Consider the following 16,245-nt stretch of genomic DNA (forward strand, 5'->3'; position numbering starts at 1 on the left):
ACTGCCGGTACTTTGTCTCCGCCCAACGGTAACGTACCTCCGGTCACTTAGCAAAGTACCGTCGGTATGTAATATGTGGATATGGCCTTCCAGCGAGCACGCACCGACGAACAGCGCGCCCAGCGCCGCCGGCAGATCCTTGAGGCCGCCGCCGCGATGCTGACCGAGATGCCCGTCGCGCAGCTGAGCCTGAACGAGCTGAGCCGGCGCGTCGGACTGGCCAAGGCGAACGTGCTGCGCTACTTCGAGTCGCGTGAGGCCGTCCTGCTCGTTCTGCTGGACGCCGAGGTGAAGGACTGGATCGCCGCGCTGGAGCGCACCGCGCCGCCCGGCGAGGGCACGCCGCGTGAGCGCGGGGACCGCCTCGCCGAACTCCTGGCCACCTCGATGTCCGAGCGGCCGGTGCTGTGCGACCTGTTCAGCGCACAGGCCGCGGTACTGGAGCACAACATCTCCGCAGAGGTCGCCATCGACCACAAGCTCGCGGCACGAGAGTCGATCGAGGCACTGGTCCGGCTCGTGGCGCGGCACCTTCCCGAGCTCGGCCTGGAGGGCTCGGTGGCCCTGGTGGAGACCACCTTGCTGATGGCGATGACGGCCTGGCCCTGCAGCCGCCCCTCGGAGTCGGTGCAGAGCGCCTACGCCTCCGACCCGGCGCTGGCCGGCATGCGCATCGACTTCATCGACCTGGTGCGCCGCACGGCAGCGGTAACCGCCTCCGGCCTCCTGGCCCGCCAGCAGACGGCAAAGGCCAGCCCGATCACCTGAGCGCCGCTCCTAAACGACATCCCAGAACGAGCTGCCGCACGACTTCGCCTGCCCGGGAGAAGTCACAGTCGAGGATCTCGAACAGGCCGAACAGTCAGCCGTCGGTGCCCGGGACTTCACCTGAAACGGCGATACCACCACACGTGCTGCATCTGCTGGCGTCCACGAACTCGGCCAGGAGACCGCGTACAGGCCGTTCGATTGTCTGACGCCGTCACGCCTGGAGGACTTCATCGCGGGAGAGGGCCCGCTTGAGCAGACCTTCCAGCGCATCCTGCTCGTCCTGCGTCAGGTCGGCGAAAAGGGGTTCCTCGGCCAGGGCCTTCAGCAGTCGCTCCCGCAACTCGGTGCCCTCGGGGGTCAGGACGAGCTGCTTGGCCCGGCGGTCGGTGGGGTGAGGGCGGCGCTCTATCAGCCGCATGGTCTCCAGCTTGTCGATCACGACGGTGGCGTTGGACGGTTCGCAGCTCATCCGCCCGGCCAGCTCGCGCATGGTCATCGGGCCGGTCATCTCGCGCAGGGCCGAGGCCTGCGCGACGGTCAGGCCGAGCCCGGTCACCCATTCACGCATGCGCGCATTGCTCTGCATGTCCAGGTCGTGCACCAGCTTGCCCAGCTCCCACTGCGCTTCCGCCTGCTCCCGTGTCATCGCCATGGCTCCAGGCTAGCAAACTACTTCAACCCATGATAGATATGGCTTGAAGCATTCAAGTCATATGCATTTAGGAAGCCTCATGAACCTCAACCTCACCCGCAAGACCGCCGTCGTCACCGGCGCCAGCCGGGGCATCGGGCTGGCCACCGTCCGGACCCTGATCGACGAAGGCGTCCGCGTCGTGGGCGCCGCCCGCACCATCACGCCCGAGCTGAAGGAAACCGGCGCCCACGCCGTGTCGGCGGACCTGAGCACCGCGGAAGGCGTCGCCGCCCTCATCGACGGCGCGCTGACAGAGCTGGGCGGCATCGACCTGCTGGTGAACAACGTGGGCGGCGGGGACGAGGCCGTCATGGGCTTCCTCGATGCCGGCGACACCCAGTGGACCCACATGTTCGACATCAACGTGCTCGCCACCGTCCGCGCCACACGCGCGGCCCTGCCCAGCCTGATCGAGCGTCGTGGCGCGGTAGTCAACATCTCCTCCACCGTCGCCCGGATGCCCCAGGGCGTCCCGGCCAGCTACAGCGCCGTCAAGGCGGCGGTCACCGCGCTCGGCAAGTCCCTGGCCGAGGAGTTCGGCCCCCAAGGCGTGCGCGTGAACACCGTCTCTCCCGGCCTGGTCCGCACCACCGTCTACGAGGACCCCAACGGCCCGGTCGCCCAGCTGGCCGCGGCAGCAGGTGTCAGCCTCGCCGAATTCGTCGAACAGATCGCGAAGTCCCAGAACATCACGACCGGCCGCATGAGCGAAGCCGGAGAGGTCGCGGCCCTGATCGCGTTCCTGCTGTCCGACGTGGCCGGCAACATCACCGGCGCCGACTACGTCATCGACGGCGGCACCATCAAGACGGTCTGAACCAGCTATTCAAGCCCGCCGCGGCGGCGCGCAGAATCCAGCACCCCAACCCACAAACACGGAGGTCCGACCCATGGCTCATGTCGTCGTCGCGTCAAGAGCCTGCTCGCCCTGAAGGCGCTCAGCGAGCGCCACCCGAACATGATCGTGAGACTGGGGCACCAAGAGTAGGCAGCGTGGCCCAGGCGGCCGACAGCAGCCGGTACCGAGACCCCGATGAGCTGGTCGGGGGCTCGGCAGGCGAGGGCGCCTCACTCGGGCCGCAGCAGTGAGGTGCCGTCCCGGCCGGCGATGTCGTGGAAGCAAGACTGACCTCGAGCCCTTCCAGCTCGCCCAGCCAGCCCTCACTCCGCCTCGATGATGCGGGCCAGGAGGGTGTCCCGGATCTCGACCAGTCGGCCCTGCCGGTCGGGCTCGGGACGGAGGATCGAGCAGCGTACGCAGGCGTGTTCGTGGATGCACGCGGTGCCGAATGCGCGAGCGCAGATGCCGATGGAGAGCTTGCGGCGCTCGAAGTGGCCGATGAAGGCGTCCCACTCGTCTGCAGTGGGTTCCTCGCTGGGGCGCAGGGCGGATGCGGGTGATGATGGTGCTCAGGACGTCGGCGAGTCGGGGCCGACCAGCAGGACACGCTCCTGGTCGGTCTTGGACGGTGCGATCTGCAGCAGCGGCGCCACCTCCCCGGTCGTGGGCAGCCGGTACTGGATCTCCCGGCGGCCCCGGCATGGTCGTAGGCCCAGGTGGATCGGCGCCTCTTCGCGCGGGTGAAGGCCTCGCCGAGCACCTCGAACCGGCCGCCGGCCGGTGCCTCGCGCTCCGCGTCCAGGCGCAGGCGGGCCTGGTCCAGGTACAGGGCGCGAACTGCGATCATCAAGGTGGCCGAGTCCAGGCGGGGCGTGACGACGTCGTAGGAGGTTGAGGCCGCCGGGGAGGGTATGTGGAAGAGCCAGGATTCCGAGTCCTGCTGACGGGGGCCGGAGACCCCAAGATGGAGGCGGTCCGCGCGATCCGAACGGTCACTGGCCTCAGCCTATGGAATAGCAAGGTTCTGCTGGACAGTGCGCCAGTGGCGGTCACGGAACCCGACTGGCTCGAAGCAGCCCAAGACGCGGCCGAGGTCCTTGAGACGGCGGGTGCCCATGCGACAGTGCTGTGCGACTGGTGCGACCGCGCTGTCACGCGAGAGGCCGGTCCGCTCGACCCAGCCCCGTGTAGTGGGCCATGGCCTCCCCAGACCTGCCGCGCGAGTTACCCACCGGCAACGGACTGGGTGCGGCCACTGCTGACGAACTCACAGCCAGACCTGAGAGACACGCCTTAGCGGGCGGGCGACCCGTTCTGGGCGTCAGACGCGGACTGCCAAGCCCGCACACCCGCTCGGGACGCCTCCTTGGCCTGCTGCCACTTCGCGGCCGCCTGCTGGGACGGAGGCACGTCCATGTCGCGGATCATGCGCCGACCTGCCGTGAACACAGCGAAGGCCCCGATGGCCATGCCGGCGCACGCCACCACGGCACCGGCCGCCGTGAGCACGGCCCCGGTCGTGACGAGCCGGGTGTCGATCTCGATCGCCCCATGGGACTGATGGTGGTGCTGGTTCATGACTCCACCCTCCAACGGGAGGAACCACCTCGCATCCCGACCGTCGGTCATGTCCTGGGACGACAGCGGCTGAAGGCCGCGGCTGAGCATGCTCGCGTCAGCCGTGAAACCTCCGAGTAGCACGGTCCGCTGTGGCAGCGACCCGGCCGGTTCCGTACTCGACGTATACGACAAGGCCCACGACTCCGTCGACCCCGGTGCCGTCAGCGCGAGCTTCGTCCCGAGCTCGGAACAGTCGATCCGTTCCTGACGGCCATGGCCAGCACCCTGCGCGCCGGCCACCACATCCTGGAACGTCCACAATGAACGACAACCATCTCTCCGGCGACGAGAGACGGCACCTCACCCCACAGGAGCGGGTCGCCCCGGGCAGTGGCAAAACCGTCCGACCAGGCTCGACGCCTACAACCCCCACCTCGATCAGCGGTGGCAGGAAGGCTGCACCAACGCCTGGAAACTATGGGAGGAGATCAAGGAACAAGGCTATCCCCGGGGTAACGCCGCCGTCCGCGACTACGTCAGCAGGAACCTTCGCGGCAAGCCCCAACCGGTCGGCCCCGCCCGCCAACTGCCCTGAGCCGGCAGCACTCTCCGAGCACGTGCGCTCCTTCGGCCAGATGGTCGCTCACCTTCAGGGCCATCAGTTGCCGACCTGGATCGAAGCGGCCGCCGCCACTACCGACCTGCCCAGTCTTCGGCACTTCGCCCAGCACCTCGAACGCGACCTCGACGCTGTCACCGCGGGCCTTACGCTGCCCTGGAACTCCGGCGTGGTGGAAGGCCATGTCAACCGGATCAAGAGGCTCAAGCGCCAGATGTTCGGCCGCGCAGGCTTCGAACTCCTGCGCAAACCAGTCCTATTGGCGTATCCGAGAGTCACAACACCACAGCGAGTGGACCAGAGCCCAAACTTATGCACAAGTGCTGCCACCGTGACCATCGCCGCGATCCGGCCATGGCTCCGGCCGTGATCACTTGACAGGAACTCACTCTTGTCAGCGGTGAGCATGATGAAGGCTGACCATCCCCCCACGGCGTACTTCAGTTCACCTCGGCGGATCCTCGCCCGTGAGCCCGTCGACGGATTCACGGATGAGGTCGGCGTGACCGGCGTGGCGGGCGTACTCCTCGATGAGGTCAAGAAGAATGCGGCGGAGGTTGGGGCGTTCGCCGCTACGGGTGACGTAGGCGCCGAGCTGGTCCAGCCCGCCCGTGCTGAGCGCCTTGTCGACGATGGCACGGGAGCGGGCGACTGATTCCTGCCAGAGAGTGCGCAGTTGCTCGGGGGTGTCCTCCGCAGCGGAGCGATAGTCCCAGTCGGGGGTGCTGTCCCAGTCGACGCCGTCCCAGGGAGCCTCGACGGGGGAGCCGAGCCACAGCCGGGCGAAGTGACTGTCCTCTACGTGCGCCAGATGCTTGAGGAGGCCGCCCAGAGTGATGGTGGACGTGCCGAGTGTGGCGCGAAGGCCGGAGGCGTCCAGGCCGGAGCACTTCCAGGCCAGGGTAGCCCGCTGCCGTTCGAGGGCACCGAGGACGGCTGCCGCCTCGGTGCCGGCGAGGGGAGGTTCCGGCCAAGCTTCCGTTGTGCTCTCAGTCATGGCCGCAGACCATAGCGAACCGAGCTGTCAGTGCAACCGACGGGTGAACCGCAACGAATCCATCACCCAGAACCAAAAGATCCGCCGGACACGCCTTGGCCGACTCAGCTGTCCAGCATCGCCGTACTGCGACTTCACCTGGTCCGTTCTGCGGGTGACCAGTGTCGCCGAACCGGGACCTGCGTCCGCTTCCTGCCGGACGAAGCCCTGCGTTCGCGGTGGTCGTTGACCGGGTCATGGCTCACCGTCTCCGAGGCCGCCGCGCTCTGGCATTTCACCGACAGCAGCGACTTCATCCGCTCTTTCAAGGAGCAATACCACGCGGCACCAGCGCAATTCGCACGCCGGCTGACGTGACGACTCAGCTCTTCCTGGTCTGCGGGGGCACCGAGTCCCGATTCCCGCCACGCCTGCTCGCCCGTCAGCTCGGAGAGCCGACGCTCCGGGCGCCGGGTCTGGGTGGTGAGCCGGGTGATGCGGGCGTGTGCGTTGGCGGGATCGGCCTGGCACGAGGCCAGGCCGACCGAGGGCCCGGCGGGCAGTCGGGGGCGTCGGGCTCCTCAGCGTGGTCCCAGCCGTGGGCGTGCCTGCCGGCCCAGCCAGGGACGTGTTCCGCAGACCGCCCGTCGAGGCGAAGACCACGGTCGGGTGCAGGCAGCGCAGAAGACGCGGAATCCGATGGACACGGTTCGGTGCGGTGGTCGATGATCTCCGACATGATCCGGGCCGCCACTGTGGACGACATCGCGGAGATCCGCGCGATGATCCGCGAACTCGCCGAGTACGAACGGGCTGCTGAGCAGGCCCGAGCAACCGAGGAGCAGCTCCGCGAGGCACTGTTCGGAGAACGTCCCGCTGCGTTCGCCCTGATCGCTGAGGACGACGAGACGGGTCAGGCCGTGGGCTTTGCCCTGTGGTTCCCCCGCTTCTCGACCTGGACCGGCACGCGCGGCATGCACCTGGAGGACCTCTACGTGCGGTCGCACGCCCGCGGTGGAGGACACGGCAAGGCACTGCTCGCCTCATTGGCCGCGATCTGTCAACAGAGCGGCTACGAGCGCTTCGAGTGGTGGGTCCTGGCCTGGAACGAACCGACGATCGACTTCTACAAGTCACTCGGCGTGGAGCTGCTGAACGAGTGGACGGTATGCCGGCTGAGCGGTGAACCACTCAAGGAACTCGCTGCCCAGGTGCCGGCAGTCCTCAGCCAGACTCCGGCCCTGTAGGGCGGAGGGTCATGCAACCTCCAATCGCAGCTGTGATCGAAGCCCACCGGACACTGGAAAGGCTCGTGGCCGGACTGAGCGATCAGCAGGTCGCCGAGGCATCCGCCCTTCCGGGTTGGTCACGCGGCCACGTCCTCGCGCATCTCACCGACAACGCGAGAATGTTCGCCCGTCTCGCTGAACATGCCCTGCGCGGTGAACTTGTAGCGGGCTACGACGGCGGGGTCGACGAGCGCAACGCGATCATCGAGGCGACGGCTGGCCGCAGCGCAGCCCAGCACCGCGCGCAACTCGCCGCGCACACGGCCGGGCTGGAGGCATCCTGGGCACGCGCCACCGACATGGACTGGCGCCGGCCGGTCACGTTCCGCAACGCGAACCTTGCCGCCACCGTCTTCGCACGCTGGCGCGAGGCATGGATCCACATGGTCGATCTGGAACTCGGCGTGCGCCCGGACGACTGGCCCGAGGACCTGTCCGCACACACCATCGACTTCCTCCTCGGCCGCCTGCCGGCAGGCGCACGCCTCCGTGCCGAGGACGTGAGCCGCCAGTGGTCCGCCGGCGACGGGCCGCCGGGCACGGTGGTTACCGGGGGCCTGCGCGACCTGGCGGCCTGGCTGGCCGGACGTAGCCCCGTTGTGTCACCAGTGGCGGCGGAGGAACTGCCTGCTCTCGGGCCCTGGCCGCCCCACCCTCCACAGCGCCATGACCGTCTGTGACCTCGTCAGCCGTCAGTCATTCCTACAGGTCAGCGAGCCCTTCCGCGTGGCTTGAGCGGCACTGGAGGCAGCGCAGGTGCGGGCAGCGGGGCGCCGTCGTAGCCCTTCACCTCGCCGAACCGTGTCCCTTCCATCCAGTCCTGACGAGCCTGCACGATCTCTTCCTGGGTCCGTCCGATCCAGTTCCAGAACATGATCAACTCCTCCTCGAACGGCTCGCCGCCCAGGAGCATCAGGGACGCGTCCGACTCCGCCCGCAGGGGCAGTTCGCGTCGGCCGCAGCCGAGGTAGAGCATCGAGCCGGGCAGGACCGGGACGCCGTCGACGTGGGCCTCGCCGGACATGGACAGGACGGCGTACTCGAAGTCCGGTTCCAGGGGGAGGCGGACGTCCGCGCCTCGGGTCAGGGACAGGTCGGCGCCCACGATCGGGGTGTACGCCGTGCCGGGTGAGGTCGCGCCGTCGAGGTCTCCGAGGATCAGCGTGGCCCTGACGCCGGGTGCCGTGACGACCGGCAGGTCGGCGTGGTGTTCGAAGCGCGGGTCGGTGTGGCGGTGGCCGTCCGGGAGGGCGACCCAGAGCTGTGCGCCGTGCAGGAAACGGGCGTGCGAGCGAGGGCTCTCCTCGGAGTGGCTGATCGCCCGGCCGGAGGTCATCAGGCCCAGTTCGCGCGGGCGGATCGTCTGGAGGCTGCCGGTGGAGTCGCGGTGCAGCACCTCCCCCTCGTGCAGCCAGCTCACCGTCTGCAGACCCATGTGGGGATGCGGCGGCACCTGCATACCGGGCTCGTCGGCGATGTCGTCGGGGCCGTAGTGGTCGACGAAGCACCAGGCCCCGACCATCCGGCGGCCGAGGTTGGGCAGCAGCCTGCGGACCTCGCTGGACTCGCCCAGTTTGACGCGCCGAGGACTGAGGAGTTCACGCACCGGCTCCGCCACCACGAAGCCCCGGCCACCGCAGAGAGCGGGGGCCGCCTCGCGCTCAAGATTGCTCATGGCCACAACCTAGTCCGGCGGGAGGCCTGGCGTCAGCGCGTCACTGCGCCACTGCGGCATCCGGGCGGCCGATCCCGCGCACCTTCCGAATATAGTAGCCATGTACATAGTAGCCATGTACCGTATCGGCCATGAGCAATGGTTCCGAAGGCGCGACCCCGGGCTTCCTGGTGTGGCGGCTGTCGATGAAGTGGCGGGTGGCCGTCGACCGGGCCGTCGCCCCACTGGGGCTGACCCATGCGCAGTACTCGCTCATGGCCTCGCTGTACGGCATGCGGCGTTCGGGCGAACGGCCCAGTCAGCGGCGTCTCGCCGACCACACCGGACTCGAGCCGCTCTATGTGTCGAAGCTCGCCCGCGCGTTGGAGGCCGCCGGCCTCCTGGAGCGCACCCGGGACCCGCGCGACCCGCGCGCGGTGCAGCTCGCGCTCACCGAGCAGGGGCGTGACGTCACCGCTCGGGCGATCACCGTCGTACAGGGGCTGCTTCAGCAGCTTCTGGAGCCGCTCGGCGGTCTCGACAGCGCGCGTGCGAGGGAGTTCACGCGCGACCTGACGGCCCTGCTCGACGCACCTCTTGATCCCTCCAGCGAGAACGAGACGGAGCAGTCATGACCACCACCACACCCCTGGTCGGCCCCCGCGTCATCGCCCTGGCCCACTACGCCGGCCGGGCGATCCTCGAGAACGTACTGGCCCGGCACGGCGTCACCTTTCAGCAGTCCGTCACCCTCCGCCTCGCGGCCGTCGCCGAGGGCCCGGTCGGGCGCGAGCAACTCGTCGACGGGGTCACGGGCGCACTGAAGACCGGCGCGACGGAGGTTCACGGCGTGATCGACGAGCTGATCGCCGCGCGGCTGCTGGCCCCGGACGAGGCGTCGGGCGTACGGATCACGGATGCCGGGCGGGAGCTCTACGACAGGACCTCCCGCGAGACGGCGCCCCTCACCGCCCGGATCTACGACGGCATACCGGCGGAGGACCTGGCCGTCGCCGGCCGGGTGCTGAGCCTGATCACCGAGCGGGCCGACGCCGAGCTGGCGTCCCTGGCGGAGTAGCGGCCCGCTCAGGACTCACTGGCAGGCCCGCCAGGCCCGCCCAGGTAGTGGAATATTGAACCAACCGGCCTGGTTGTCGGCCTCGAAGGAGGCCCCGAGTGAACACGACCTACGACGCCACGTACTACGCCCATGGAACACCGGCGGAGCGCTGGGAGCGCGCGCAGTTGTTCTTCGACGCCAAGGACTACGCCGCCGCCGCGCGGGTCCTGGTCGGGCTGGTCGAGGAGGTGCCCGAGCAGACCGGGCCGCGGCTGCTGCTGGCGCGCTCCTACTACCACTCGGCCCAACTGTGGCGTGCGGAGACCGAGTTGCGGACGATCGTCGAGCGCGACCCCGTCGAGCACTATGCCCGCCTGATGCTCGGCCGCACGCTCCAGCGGCAGGGGCGGTACGAGGAGGCGGAGTCGCATCTGCGGATCGCCTCGGCGCTCGCGGGCGACTTCGAGCAGCGCTGACCGTCGGTGATACGAGCGGTGCCCGGCTCCTTGTGGAGCCGGGCACCGGTCGACAGAGGGCCGTTCGCTACCGCGCCGGCGTCCCGGTTCCGTACGACCGCTTTCCCCGCCGGTGGGCGATCTCGCCCAGCAGGATGTCGACGGCGAGGAAGGCCGCCAGCGGGATTCCGAACAGTGGCAGGAAGTAGCCGAGCACGGCGACGCCGGCCAGCAGCGGGACCAGGATCTGCGGGGGTACCTGCTGCCAGGCGCCGCGCGGGATCGGCCGGCCGAAGGCGGAGCCGCGGCCACGCTGCCACCACATGCGGTAGCCCCACACGATCAGCAGGATCAGGGAGAGCGTGAGCAGCATCAGGACGATCTGGTTGGCCAGGCCGAACAGGATGCCGGTGTGCAGGTCGATGCCCCACCGGGTGAGCTTCGCGAGCACGGGGTAGTCGGCGAACCGCAGCACGTCCATGACCTCGCCGCTGGACGGGTCGATCGCGACGGAGTCCTGTTTCTCGGGCCAGCTGCGCTGCACCTGCTTGACGACGTACGCCGAGGTCGCGTCGGCCGGCGGCACGATCTCCACCGGGTCGCCGAGGCCCTCGGCCCGCGCCGCCGCCAGGACCTTGTCCAGGCCCACGCCGTGCGCGGCGTCTCCCGCCTGCCCGGCCGCGGCGCCGTGGCCGGAGTGTTCACCGCCCGCCGCCGCCGACACCGACGGGGTGGCATGGCCCAGCGAGGTGCGCAGCTCGTCGATGTTGGCGCCGGCGTAGGCCGACCAGGTGAGACCGGTCGCCGAGAGGAAGAAGAACCCGGCCGCCGCCCACACGCCGACGGTGCCGTGCAGTCCGAGCGTGCGGCGCCGTCCGTTCGTGCCTCGCACCTTGCGCAGGGCCCGGCGGCGGGAGAACCACAGCACCAGTCCGCCGGCCGAGATCACCCCCAGCCAGCTGGCCGCCAGCTCGCTGTAGTACCGCCCTGTCTCGCCCAGGTGGAGGTCCCGGTGGAACTCGTCGATCCAGGTGCGCAGCGGCAGCGCGCCGGTCGAGCCGTACTGTTCGAGGGAACCGCGCACCTTCGCGGTGTACGGGTCGACGAACACGGCGAGCGCGTGGCCCTCGTCGACGCCCGGGACGCCGGACAGCATGACCCTGGTCGTCGCGTCCGCCTCGGGCGAGGGGCGTACGGCCGAGATGGTGCCCTCGGGGTGGGCCTTGCGGGCGGCGGCCACCTGCTCGCTGATCGGCAGCTTCCGCTCGCCGACGGGGACGGTCAGTTCGTGGTCGTACACGACCTTCTCGACCTGGAAGGAGGCGGCGTACAGCAGGCCGGTGACGGCGGCGACGAGGAGGAACGGCGCCACCAGCACCCCGGCGTAGAAGTGCAGACGAAGGACGAGCGGGCGCAAGGGGGCCCAGCTGCTCTTCGAGGGTGCCGGGGTGGCTGGTTGCGGGGCCTCGTCCGTGGTGGTCGAGGGAGCGGTGGTCATCGGCGGGCTTCTCCGGGGGACGTCTGCTTGGCCGTTGCGGTGGTCGTCGTTCGCGGGACGGTGGTGGTGTTGCGGTGCAGTAGTCGGGGCGGAGGGGCGTTCAGTTCCCGACGAGTACATGTGACGTGCGTCACGTAAGCGGGGAGGGTGCCGTGTCATCCTGACGCGATGGGAACTCCGAGTGATCGCGCACCGCTTGCCGAGCGGGTCGAGGAACTCCTCGCGGACGGCTCCCCGTTGACCATCGTCGCGGCCGGGGACCCGGTGCTGCGGCGGGGCACCGAGCCGTACGACGGTCAGCTTGAGCCCGCGCTGCTGGCCCGGTTCGTCGAGGCCCTGCGGGTCACCATGCGCGCGGCGCCGGGAGTCGGCCTGGCGGCGCCCCAGGTCGGTGTGCCGCTCAGGATCGCGGTGATCGAGGACCCCGCTCCGGTGCCGGAGGACGTGCGGCTGGCGCGCGGGCGGGTGCCGCAGCCCTTCCGGGTGCTGGTCAATCCCGCCTACGAGCCGGTCGGCGGCGCGCGGGCCGCGTTCTTCGAGGGCTGTCTGAGCGTGCCGGGCTGGCAGGCGGTGGTGGCGCGGCCCGCCGAGGTGCGGCTGACCGGGCAGGACGAGCACGGGCGTGCGCTGGACGAGGTGTTCTCCGGCTGGCCCGCACGGATCGTGCAGCACGAGACGGACCACCTCGACGGTGTCCTGTATCTGGACCGGGCCGAGCCGCGTTCGCTGTCGTCCAACCTGGCGATGGCGGAGCGCTGGGCTCAGCCGACGCCACAGGAGGCCGCGCGGGCACTCGGGTTCGAGCTGCCGTAGGGCACAGGGCTACCGTGACGCCCATGTCCACGCCCCGAATTTCCTAGACCCTGTTGCGCCTCCTCGCGGGTCGGGACACACCCGACGGCGGCCGGGTGGTGCCGCCCCGCGCCTCACCGACGGCGAGAAGACCCGGCCTCCCGAGCCGAGGTCCTGGCCGCGGTGGGCACCTACCCGGGCGCGATCGTCATGGTCACCCACGACGAAGGCGCGTTGGACACGCTGGGGTGCTGCTGCCCGAGGCGACGGCCACCGGGAGTTGGTGGTGGCCGCGCACGCGTGACCAGGCCGGTCACGCGTCCCGGTACGCCTCCAGCAGCCGCAGCCACACCTCGCTGATCGTCGGGTAGGACGGGACCGCGTGCCACAGGCGGCTGACCGGGACCTCTCCGGCCACGGCGATCGTCGCGGAGTGGATCAGTTCGCCGACGCCCGGGCCCACGAGGGTCACTCCGCGGAGGATCTCGGCCTCGACGTCGACGACCATGCGGGCGCGGCCCTTGTAGCCGTCGGCGTACAGACCGGCGCCGGCGACGGTGGAGAGGTCCACGTCGACGGACTTCACACGGTGCCCTGCCTGCTCGGCCTCGGCCAGGGACAGGCCCACCGCCGCCGCCTCCGGGTCGGTGAAGACGACCTGGGGGACGGCGGCGTGGTCGGCGGTCGCGCTGTGGGCGCCCCAGGGCTGGGCGCGGAGGGTTTCCCCCGTGGCCCGCGCCGCGATGGCGGCGCCCGCGATGCGCGCCTGGTACTTGCCCTGGTGGGTGAGCAGGGCGCGCTGGTTGACGTCGCCGACCGCGTAGAGCCAGTCGTGGCCGGTGACGCGGAGGCTGTCGTCGACCGGCAGCCAGGAGCCGGGGTCCAGGCCGATCGTCTCCAGGCCGATGTCGTCGGTGCGTGGCGCGCGGCCGATGGCGAAGAGGATCTCGTCGGCCTCGACGCGGTCACCCGTGTCGGTGACGGCCACGACGGTGCCGCCCTCGCGGGTCACCGACCCGACCGACGTGCCGGTGCGGACGTCCGTGCCGGCCTCGGTGAGCGCCTCGGCGATCAGCTCCCCGGCGAACGGCTCCATCCGGGGAAGCAGGCCCTTGCCGCGGACCAGCATGGTGACCTGGGAGCCGAGGGCCTGCCAGACCGTGGCCATCTCGGTGGCGACCACGCCGCCGCCGACCACGATCAGCCGGCCGGGCACGCTCTGCGAGCTGGTGGCCTCCCGGCTGGTCCACGGCTTGACCTCGTCGAGTCCTGGCAGCTTGGGCAGGGACGCGCGGCTGCCGGTGCAGACGGCGACGGCGTGCCGGGCGGTCAGGACGCGCACGGCGCCGTCGGGGCCGGTGACCGTCACCGTACGGGGGCCGGTGAGCCGCCCGTGGCCGCGGTACAGGTCGGCGCCGATGCCGTCGAGCCACCGGACCTGGCCGTCGTCCTTCCAGTGGGAGGTGTAGTAGTCCCGGTGGGCGAGGACCGCGGCGGCGTCGAGGGGGCCCTGCACCGACTGGCTCAGGCCGGGTACGCGGCGGGCTTCCGCCCGGGCGATGACCGGCCGCAGTAGCGCCTTGCTGGGCGTGCACGCCCAGTACGAGCACTCGCCGCCGACCAGTTCGCTCTCCACGACCGCGGAGGTCAGACCGGCCGCGCGGACGCGGTCAGCGACGTTCTCCCCCACGGGCCCGGCCCCGAGCACCACGACGTCGTACGCATTGGTTTCCGTTTCCGTCATGGGGTCAGTCTGGTGGGTGGTGTGCGCCCTGGCCACACGGGTAGGGGCGCGGAATACCTACCAGGTCGGCCGTGTTGTGCCGACGGTTTGCCCCCACACCAGGAAGAGGGATTTACACCATGAGCAGCACCGTGGAGCTCACCAAGGAGAACTTCGACCAGACGGTCACGGACAACGAGTTCGTCGTGATCGACTTCTGGGCCGAGTGGTGCGGGCCGTGCAAGCAGTTCGCCCCGGTGTACGAGAAGGCGGCGGGCGAGAACCCGGACCTGGTGTTCGGCAAGGTGGACACCGAGGCGCAGCCGGAGCTGGCCGCGGCCTTCGGTATCCAGTCGATTCCCACGCTGATGATCGTCCGCGACCAGGTCGCCGTGTTCGCCCAGCCGGGTGCCCTGCCCGAGGCCGCCCTGACCGACGTCATCGGCCAGGCCCGGGGCCTGGACATGGACGAGGTCCGCAAGGCCGTCGCCGAGCAGCAGGCCCAGCAGCCGCAGGGGAGCGAGTAAGCCGCCCGGGGGCGAGCAGACGCCCCCGAGCGACCACCCCGGGCCCGGCCCGGCCGGAGTATCCCCGGCCGGGCCGGGCCCCGCGTCGTGTCCGGGCCCCGCGTCGTGTCCGGGCCCCGCGTCGTGTCCGGCCTAGAACGGGTACGGGGCCACGTCCGCGCGTACCGTCGTCCAGCGCAGTTCGGTGAAGGCCTCCAGATTGGCCTCGCCGCCGAAGCGGGCGCCGGTGCCGGAGGCGGCCACCCCGCCGAACGGTGCCACGGCCTCGTCGTTCACGGTCTGGTCGTTGATGTGGACGATGCCGGTGGGTATGCGCTCGGCGAGGTCCAGGCCGCGGGCGGTGTCCCTGGTGACGATGCCCAGGGAGAGGCCGTACGGGCTCTGCGCGGCCAGGGCCGCCGCCTCGTCGGCGGTACTGAAGGAGCGCACGGGCGCCACCGGGCCGAAGACCTCCTCCGTGTACGCCGGGGTGCGGTCGTCGACGTGGGCGAGGACCGTGGGCCGGTAGAAGAGCCGGTCGTGCGTGCCGCCCGCGGCGATCTTGGCGCCCGCGGCCCTGCTGGAGTCGACCAGGCCGCTGATCTTGTCGAGCTGCCCGGAGTCGATGATGGGGCCCAGGTGGACGTGGTCGCGGTACGGGTCGCCGACGGCGAGGGAGTCCGCCTTGGCGGCCAGCCGCTCGACGTACTCGTCGTAGAGGGACGCGTGCACCAGGTGGCGTCCGGTCGTCATGCAGATCTGGCCCTGGTGGAAGAACGAACCCCAGGCGGCGGTGGAGATCACCGCGTCGAGGTCGGCGTCCTCCAGCACGATCATGGCCGAGTTGCCGCCCAGTTCCAGGTGGGCCCGCTTGAGGTGACGGCCGGCGGCCTCGCCGACGGCCCGTCCGGCGGCGGTGGAGCCGGTGAAGGAGATGACCGGCACGCGCGGGTCGGAGACCAGGGCCTGTCCGGCGTCCGGGCCGCCGGGGAGCACGTGCAGCAGGTCCTCGGGCAGGCCCGCGGCGGCGAAGACCGCGGCCAGGGCCAGGCCTCCGCAGACGGCCGTGCGCGGGTCCGGCTTCAGGAGGACCGCGTTGCCCAGGGCCAGGGCCGGCGCGACCGAGCGGATGGACAGGATCAGCGGGGCGTTGAACGGCGAGATCACGCCCACCACACCGGCCGGGACGCGGCGCGTGTACGACAGGCGCGGCGCCTCGCTGGGCAGGACCTGTCCGGCCGGGCGGGAGGCGAGCGCGGCGGCCTCGTAGCATTCCTGGGCGGCGACGTGCAGTTCGAAGTCGGCCTTGCCGGGGACGGAACCGGACTCGCGGACGATCCATTCGCGCAGTTCGGCGGCGTGCGCGGTGAACAGGTCGCCCGCCTTGCGGAGGACGGCGGCGCGGGCGAAGTGCGGGGCGCGGGCCCACTCGCGCTGGGCGGCGGCCGCGCGCCCGGCGGCGGCGCCGACATCCCCGGGGGTGGCGAGGGCGAGGGTGCCGAGGGCCCCGCCGGTGGCGGGCTCGGTGACGGTGTACCCGGGCCCCGCGAGGGTGCGGGGCTGCCAGGTCCTGGTGTCGAGCAACGGCATGACGGCTCTCCGATCGATCGGTCACCGGCGTACGGGTACGGGTGGAGGGAACTCCCGTGAGAACGTGGCCGGTTCGGCGGTCACAGGGCGGGGCGCGGCGATCCGGGCAGCCGTGTGGGCTGCGGCCGCGTTCGCACGCGCCCCCATTTTGTTGAGGATGCAACATCCTAGTCATGCCTCAGGGCGATGACCGGCGCCGCCTGTCGGCCGGATGGTT

At 70.5% G+C, this 16,245-nt stretch carries 17 protein-coding genes and 1 pseudogene; 11 read left to right on the top strand and 7 right to left on the bottom strand.

The window, feature by feature from the left end:
• Positions 1-81 precede the first annotated feature (81 nt).
• Complete coding sequence (locus ACZ6I3_RS13795) at positions 82-768, top strand: TetR/AcrR family transcriptional regulator (protein ID WP_469414442.1); 687 nt, start codon at positions 82-84, stop codon at positions 766-768.
• A 214-nt stretch (positions 769-982) separates the two neighbouring features.
• Here ACZ6I3_RS13795 and ACZ6I3_RS13800 read toward each other — a convergent pair whose 3' ends face one another.
• Complete coding sequence (locus tag ACZ6I3_RS13800; RefSeq protein ID WP_469414444.1) at positions 983-1,423, bottom strand: MarR family winged helix-turn-helix transcriptional regulator; 441 nt, start codon at positions 1,421-1,423, stop codon at positions 983-985.
• A 79-nt stretch (positions 1,424-1,502) separates the two neighbouring features.
• On the opposite strand from ACZ6I3_RS13800, the gene ACZ6I3_RS13805 reads away from it, so the two are divergent.
• The gene (locus ACZ6I3_RS13805) at positions 1,503-2,282 is read left to right on the top strand and encodes an oxidoreductase (protein ID WP_469414445.1); all 780 of its coding nucleotides are present in this window, start codon (positions 1,503-1,505) and stop codon (positions 2,280-2,282) included.
• 937 nt (positions 2,283-3,219) lie between these two features.
• Complete coding sequence (locus tag ACZ6I3_RS13810; RefSeq protein WP_469414446.1) at positions 3,220-3,603, top strand: ribosomal protein L7/L12; 384 nt, start codon at positions 3,220-3,222, stop codon at positions 3,601-3,603.
• Here the strand turns inward: ACZ6I3_RS13810 and ACZ6I3_RS13815 are convergent.
• Entirely contained in the window at positions 3,600-3,884 is a 285-nt protein-coding gene (locus ACZ6I3_RS13815) for a hypothetical protein (protein WP_469414447.1), read from the bottom strand. The genes ACZ6I3_RS13810 and ACZ6I3_RS13815 overlap by 4 nt on opposite strands.
• 569 nt (positions 3,885-4,453) lie before the next feature.
• On the opposite strand from ACZ6I3_RS13815, the pseudogene ACZ6I3_RS13820 reads away from it, so the two are divergent.
• A pseudogene (locus tag ACZ6I3_RS13820) lies at positions 4,454-4,750 on the top strand (transposase); the annotation flags it as partial.
• Positions 4,751-4,930: 180 nt separating this feature from the next.
• Here the strand turns inward: ACZ6I3_RS13820 and ACZ6I3_RS13825 are convergent.
• Positions 4,931-5,482 (bottom strand): DinB family protein, encoded by a 552-nt coding sequence (locus ACZ6I3_RS13825; protein ID WP_469414448.1) that lies wholly within the window; start codon positions 5,480-5,482, stop codon positions 4,931-4,933.
• Between the two features lie 716 nt (positions 5,483-6,198).
• On the opposite strand from ACZ6I3_RS13825, the gene ACZ6I3_RS13830 reads away from it, so the two are divergent.
• Together ACZ6I3_RS13830 and ACZ6I3_RS13835 are read left to right on the top strand one after the other, a co-directional pair.
• The gene (locus tag ACZ6I3_RS13830; RefSeq protein ID WP_469414565.1) at positions 6,199-6,708 is read left to right on the top strand and encodes a GNAT family N-acetyltransferase; all 510 of its coding nucleotides are present in this window, start codon (positions 6,199-6,201) and stop codon (positions 6,706-6,708) included.
• A 32-nt stretch (positions 6,709-6,740) separates the two neighbouring features.
• A complete protein-coding gene (locus ACZ6I3_RS13835) occupies positions 6,741-7,430 on the top strand; it encodes a maleylpyruvate isomerase family mycothiol-dependent enzyme (protein WP_469414449.1) in 690 nt (229 codons plus the stop codon).
• Between the two features lie 29 nt (positions 7,431-7,459).
• On the opposite strand, the gene ACZ6I3_RS13840 is transcribed toward ACZ6I3_RS13835, so the two are convergent.
• A complete protein-coding gene (locus ACZ6I3_RS13840) occupies positions 7,460-8,425 on the bottom strand; it encodes a pirin family protein (protein ID WP_469414451.1) in 966 nt (321 codons plus the stop codon).
• Positions 8,426-8,556: 131 nt separating this feature from the next.
• On the opposite strand from ACZ6I3_RS13840, the gene ACZ6I3_RS13845 reads away from it, so the two are divergent.
• From ACZ6I3_RS13845 to ACZ6I3_RS13855, 3 genes are all read left to right on the top strand, one after another.
• Positions 8,557-9,039: a MarR family winged helix-turn-helix transcriptional regulator gene (locus ACZ6I3_RS13845; RefSeq protein ID WP_469414453.1), complete on the top strand. Its 483-nt coding sequence runs from the start codon at positions 8,557-8,559 to the stop codon at positions 9,037-9,039.
• Complete coding sequence (locus ACZ6I3_RS13850) at positions 9,036-9,482, top strand: MarR family transcriptional regulator (protein ID WP_469414454.1); 447 nt, start codon at positions 9,036-9,038, stop codon at positions 9,480-9,482. The genes ACZ6I3_RS13845 and ACZ6I3_RS13850 overlap by 4 nt, the downstream gene beginning before the upstream one ends.
• A 98-nt stretch (positions 9,483-9,580) precedes the next feature.
• Positions 9,581-9,940, top strand: coding sequence for a tetratricopeptide repeat protein (locus ACZ6I3_RS13855; RefSeq protein WP_189722398.1), 360 nt, complete (start codon positions 9,581-9,583; stop codon positions 9,938-9,940).
• A 67-nt stretch (positions 9,941-10,007) separates the two neighbouring features.
• Here the strand turns inward: ACZ6I3_RS13855 and ACZ6I3_RS13860 are convergent, their stop codons facing one another.
• Positions 10,008-11,417: a PepSY-associated TM helix domain-containing protein gene (locus ACZ6I3_RS13860; protein ID WP_469414455.1), complete on the bottom strand. Its 1,410-nt coding sequence runs from the start codon at positions 11,415-11,417 to the stop codon at positions 10,008-10,010.
• A 168-nt stretch (positions 11,418-11,585) separates the two neighbouring features.
• Here ACZ6I3_RS13860 and ACZ6I3_RS13865 point away from each other — a divergent pair, with 168 nt between their 5' ends.
• On the top strand, positions 11,586-12,230 hold the full coding sequence (locus ACZ6I3_RS13865; protein ID WP_469414456.1) for a peptide deformylase: 645 nt from the start codon (positions 11,586-11,588) through the stop codon (positions 12,228-12,230).
• 292 nt (positions 12,231-12,522) lie between these two features.
• On the opposite strand, the gene ACZ6I3_RS13870 is transcribed toward ACZ6I3_RS13865, so the two are convergent.
• A complete protein-coding gene (locus tag ACZ6I3_RS13870; RefSeq protein WP_469414457.1) occupies positions 12,523-13,953 on the bottom strand; it encodes a dihydrolipoyl dehydrogenase family protein in 1,431 nt (476 codons plus the stop codon).
• Between the two features lie 119 nt (positions 13,954-14,072).
• Between ACZ6I3_RS13870 and trxA the strand changes: the two genes are divergently transcribed.
• The gene (gene trxA, locus ACZ6I3_RS13875; RefSeq protein WP_469414458.1) at positions 14,073-14,459 is read left to right on the top strand and encodes a thioredoxin; all 387 of its coding nucleotides are present in this window, start codon (positions 14,073-14,075) and stop codon (positions 14,457-14,459) included.
• A gap of 132 nt (positions 14,460-14,591) precedes the next feature.
• On the opposite strand, the gene ACZ6I3_RS13880 is transcribed toward trxA, so the two are convergent.
• On the bottom strand, positions 14,592-16,028 hold the full coding sequence (locus ACZ6I3_RS13880) for an aldehyde dehydrogenase family protein (protein WP_469414459.1): 1,437 nt from the start codon (positions 16,026-16,028) through the stop codon (positions 14,592-14,594).
• Positions 16,029-16,245 lie beyond the last annotated feature (217 nt).

The sequence above is a fragment of the Streptomyces sp. NPDC041940 genome, from assembly GCF_055589465.1.

What these genes read in the sequence shown, in the direction of transcription:
- ACZ6I3_RS13800 (WP_469414444.1), bottom strand. Translation starts at nt 1,423, where the DNA reads ATGGCGATGACACGGGAGCAGGCGGAAGCGCAGTGGGAGCTGGGCAAG.
- trxA (WP_469414458.1), top strand. Translation starts at nt 14,073, where the DNA reads ATGAGCAGCACCGTGGAGCTCACCAAGGAGAACTTCGACCAGACGGTC.
- ACZ6I3_RS13870 (WP_469414457.1), bottom strand. Translation starts at nt 13,953, where the DNA reads ATGACGGAAACGGAAACCAATGCGTACGACGTCGTGGTGCTCGGGGCC.
- ACZ6I3_RS13825 (WP_469414448.1), bottom strand. Translation starts at nt 5,482, where the DNA reads ATGACTGAGAGCACAACGGAAGCTTGGCCGGAACCTCCCCTCGCCGGC.
- ACZ6I3_RS13845 (WP_469414453.1), top strand. Translation starts at nt 8,557, where the DNA reads ATGAGCAATGGTTCCGAAGGCGCGACCCCGGGCTTCCTGGTGTGGCGG.
- ACZ6I3_RS13840 (WP_469414451.1), bottom strand. Translation starts at nt 8,425, where the DNA reads ATGAGCAATCTTGAGCGCGAGGCGGCCCCCGCTCTCTGCGGTGGCCGG.
- ACZ6I3_RS13795 (WP_469414442.1), top strand. Translation starts at nt 82, where the DNA reads ATGGCCTTCCAGCGAGCACGCACCGACGAACAGCGCGCCCAGCGCCGC.
- ACZ6I3_RS13860 (WP_469414455.1), bottom strand. Translation starts at nt 11,417, where the DNA reads ATGACCACCGCTCCCTCGACCACCACGGACGAGGCCCCGCAACCAGCC.
- ACZ6I3_RS13830 (WP_469414565.1), top strand. Translation starts at nt 6,199, where the DNA reads ATGATCCGGGCCGCCACTGTGGACGACATCGCGGAGATCCGCGCGATG.
- ACZ6I3_RS13865 (WP_469414456.1), top strand. Translation starts at nt 11,586, where the DNA reads ATGGGAACTCCGAGTGATCGCGCACCGCTTGCCGAGCGGGTCGAGGAA.
- ACZ6I3_RS13805 (WP_469414445.1), top strand. Translation starts at nt 1,503, where the DNA reads ATGAACCTCAACCTCACCCGCAAGACCGCCGTCGTCACCGGCGCCAGC.
- ACZ6I3_RS13850 (WP_469414454.1), top strand. Translation starts at nt 9,036, where the DNA reads ATGACCACCACCACACCCCTGGTCGGCCCCCGCGTCATCGCCCTGGCC.
- ACZ6I3_RS13880 (WP_469414459.1), bottom strand. Translation starts at nt 16,028, where the DNA reads ATGCCGTTGCTCGACACCAGGACCTGGCAGCCCCGCACCCTCGCGGGG.
- ACZ6I3_RS13815 (WP_469414447.1), bottom strand. Translation starts at nt 3,884, where the DNA reads ATGAACCAGCACCACCATCAGTCCCATGGGGCGATCGAGATCGACACC.